Source organism: Azospirillum tabaci (genome assembly GCF_014596085.1).
Taxonomy (GTDB): domain Bacteria; phylum Pseudomonadota; class Alphaproteobacteria; order Azospirillales; family Azospirillaceae; genus Azospirillum; species Azospirillum tabaci.
The window spans coordinates 1-3,231 of sequence record NZ_JACCJY010000065.1; the positions used below are offsets into that span (position 1 = coordinate 1).

Genomic DNA, 3,231 nt, shown 5'->3' on the forward strand with positions numbered 1-3,231 from the left:
GCTGCACCTTCAGCACGATGTCGGCGTCGGCCAGCGCCGAGGCGGCGTCCGGCGCGATCTCCGCACCGGCGTCCTGATAGACCCGGTCCGGCAGGTTCGAGCCCAGACCCGCGCCGGTCTCCACGACCACTTCCAGGCTGAGGGCTTTGAGTTTCTTGACCGTCTCCGGAGAAGCCGCGACGCGATTCTCCCCCGCGCGCCGTTCCCTGGGTATGGCGATTTTCATGGTTCTTTATCTCCCCTGCCGCAAGTGGCCGATTTGCGTGCAATCGGCCTAGACCGTCGGCATCAATGCCGGATTTATGTGACTTTGTGAAGCTCTTGAGCGTCGATGGTATTACCAGCGGTGATAGGTGCGGCGCAACAGCCCGGAGAGGGATGGCACGCCCGCGTGCAACGGAAAGAGCAAGGTCGCCCCTTTCGCAAGGCCCCGCCATCGGTCTTTCGCATGAGGAGCCGGTCCGAGGCGGCACCTTTCGTCACGGGCGTATCCCACTATCCGGGCACACCCGGCCAAAGCGTGCGCCGATGGACACGGCCTGTGGCATCCACGCCGACGACGCCGGGAGTCGCTTGCCATCGACGGCGCCCGCCGATATCGTCCGCGCCGGATTCCCCGGAAGCACCCAATTTGAGGTTACCCTTATCATGTCCGACGTCGGCGGCATTGCGGCGGATCGCCTGAAATCCTTCGTTGAGCGCATCGAGCGCCTGGAAGAGGAGAAGCGCGGCCTGCAGGAGGACATCAAGGAGGTCTACTCCGAGGCCAAGGGCACCGGTTTCGACACCAAGATTATCCGCCAAATCATCCGGCTGCGCAAAATGGACAAGGCCGACCGCCAGGAGCAGGAAGCCATCCTGGAACTCTACAAGGAAGCGCTGGGGATGGTGGAGTAACCACCCCCTGCCCTTTCCCCGTTACGCCGCCGCGTCCGCAAGGACGCCGGCGGCCAGCCGGTCCATCACGTTGCCCAGCAGGGCGAGACCGGCCCCACCGTCGAGCGACAGGATCGACTCGGGGTGGAACTGCACGGCGGCGAGTGGAAGCCGCCGGTGCTCCACAGCCATCACCAGACCGTCAGCAGTTTCCGCGGTCACCGTGAGGTCCGCCGGCAACCGGTCGCGGCGCGCCACCAGCGAGTGGTAGCGCCCGACCATCATCCGCTCCGGCAGGCCGGCGAACAGCGCGCCGCCCAGCACCCGGACCTCCGTCGCCTTGCCGTGGACCGGTTCCGGCAGGACGTCCAGAGCGCCGCCGAACCGCTCCACCATTCCCTGCAAGCCCAGGCAGACGCCGAACACCGGCAGGCCGAGCGCCAGCGCCACGTCGATGGTGCCCGCCACGTCGAAATCCGCCGGGCGGCCCGGACCGGGGGACAGCACGACCAGATCCGGTCTCTGGTCCGCCAGCGCCATCCGTGCGTGGCTGTGGCGCAGCGTCGTCACCGACGCACCGGTCTGGCGCAGATAGTCGGCCAGCGTGTGGACGAAGCTGTCGTCGTGATCCACCAGAAGCACCCGCTTGCCCCGCCCGCCGCGGGGAACCACCGGAAGCCCGAACGCCGAACTCATCGTCGTTCCGCGAATGGCGTCGCGGAAGGCGGCGGCCTTCAGGCGGCACTCCGCGTCCTCCGCGTCCGGGTCGCTGTCGGACAGCAGGGTCGCCCCGGCCCGCACATGGGCGACGCCCTCGGCCATGCGGATGGTGCGCAGGGTCAGGCCGGTGTCCATCCCGCCGTCGAAGCCCAGCCGGCCGAAGGCCCCGCCGTACCAGCGGCGCGGCGACCGCTCGGTGTCCTCCAGGAATTGCATGGCCCAGCGCTTGGGCGCCCCGGTCACCGTCACCGCCCAGGTGTGGGTGAGGAAGGCGTCCAGGGCGTCCATTCCGGGCCGCAGGCGCCCCTCCACATGGTCCACGGTGTGGATCAGGCGGGAGTACAGCTCGATCATCCGCCGCCCGATCACCCGGACCGAGCCCGGCTCGCACACCCGCGCCTTGTCGTTGCGGTCGACGTCGGTGCACATGGTCAGTTCCGCCGCGTCCTTGGCCGAGGTCAGCAGGCGCAGAATCTGGGAGGAGTCGCCCAGCGCGTCGGCCCCGCGCGCCACGGTGCCGGAGATCGGGCAGGTCTCCACCCGCCCGTCGGACACCCGCACATACATTTCCGGGCTGGCGGCGACCAGGAACTCGCCCCGCCCGAGATTGACGAAGGCTTCGTAAGGCGCCGGGTTGGCGGCGCGCAGCCGCCGGAACACCGCCGAAGGCGCGTCGGCGCAGGGCTCAGCGAAGGTCTGGCCGGGCACCACCTCGAACAGGTCGCCGCAGCGGAAGGCGGCCTTGGCGGTCTCGACGACGCGCTGATACTCGCCGGGCGCATGGTCGCAGCCGGCCTCGGCGTTGGTGTCGGGGCGGTAAGGTTGATCGCGCCCGCTGCGCTCCAGCCCTTCCGTACTCCCAACCGCCGTGGCGAACTCATACTCGACGAGCCGCGCGAGGCCCGACCCGGGGTCCAGGGCGACGAGCCGGTCCGGCAGGTACAGCACCAGATCGCGCTGGTCGTCGGGCCGCTCCAGCCGCAGGCGGATTGGCTCGAACTGGAAGGCGAGGTCGTAGGCGAAGGCTCCGTAAAGCCCGAGCAGCGGGTCGTCGGGGGCGGCGAACAGCTCCAGCACCGCACGCAGAACCGAAAAGACGGAGGGCTGGCGGCTCCGCTCTTCCTCCGGGAAGGGGTGGCGGGGCTTGCGGACCAGGGCAGTGACGCGCGACGGCGCCTCCTCCAGCCCGGCCAGCGCCTCCAGGCCATGCAGAGCCTCGGCAATGGCCGGCAGCAGCACCCGGCCCCGCGCGTTCAGCGCATCGATGCGCAGCGTGCGGCCGCGCGCCGTGACGGCCAGCGGCGGATCGGTGAAGCCCAGCGCGTGGCGTCGGTAGCGGCCCGGCGCCTCCACCCCGCTGGACAACAGCAGGCCGCGGCGGCGATCCAGCGCGTCGATCACCGGATCGAGGGCGTTCCGCGGGTCGAGCGCCGTGGCGCGCCGGGTCACGGTCACGCCGCCGCGCGTCCGAAAACGCAGCGGTTCGAGGAGGCTGGGCGAAGCGAGGAGATCGGCGGGATACATGGTGGAGTCTCCGGTGGTCGATCCGTTGGCGGACGGACACCCGGAGTTCCCTTGCTCGACACCTGGATCCCTGGTCAGGAAAAAGGCCGCCCGGAAGCTCCGGGCGGCCTT

General features: G+C 69.8%; 2 protein-coding genes and 1 pseudogene. 1 reads left to right on the forward strand and 2 read right to left on the reverse strand.

The window, feature by feature from the left end; genetic code table 11:
* A pseudogene (locus H0B54_RS29200) lies at positions 1-226 on the reverse strand (NAD(P)(+) transhydrogenase (Re/Si-specific) subunit alpha); the annotation flags it as partial.
* 422 nt (positions 227-648) lie between these two features.
* Here H0B54_RS29200 and H0B54_RS29205 point away from each other — a divergent pair.
* Complete coding sequence (locus H0B54_RS29205) at positions 649-897, forward strand: DUF2312 domain-containing protein (protein ID WP_014239966.1); 249 nt, start codon at positions 649-651, stop codon at positions 895-897.
* 21 nt (positions 898-918) lie between these two features.
* On the opposite strand, the gene H0B54_RS29210 is transcribed toward H0B54_RS29205, so the two are convergent.
* Positions 919-3,120, reverse strand: a complete 2,202-nt coding sequence (locus H0B54_RS29210) for an anthranilate synthase (RefSeq protein ID WP_188263255.1) — start codon at positions 3,118-3,120, stop codon at positions 919-921.
* Between the last annotated feature and the right edge of the window lie 111 nt (positions 3,121-3,231).

Excerpts from the sequence above, each read along its gene's own strand:
- H0B54_RS29205 (WP_014239966.1), top strand. The coding sequence starts at position 649 with ATGTCCGACGTCGGCGGCATTGCGGCGGATCGCCTGAAATCCTTCGTT.
- H0B54_RS29210 (WP_188263255.1), bottom strand. The coding sequence starts at position 3,120 with ATGTATCCCGCCGATCTCCTCGCTTCGCCCAGCCTCCTCGAACCGCTG.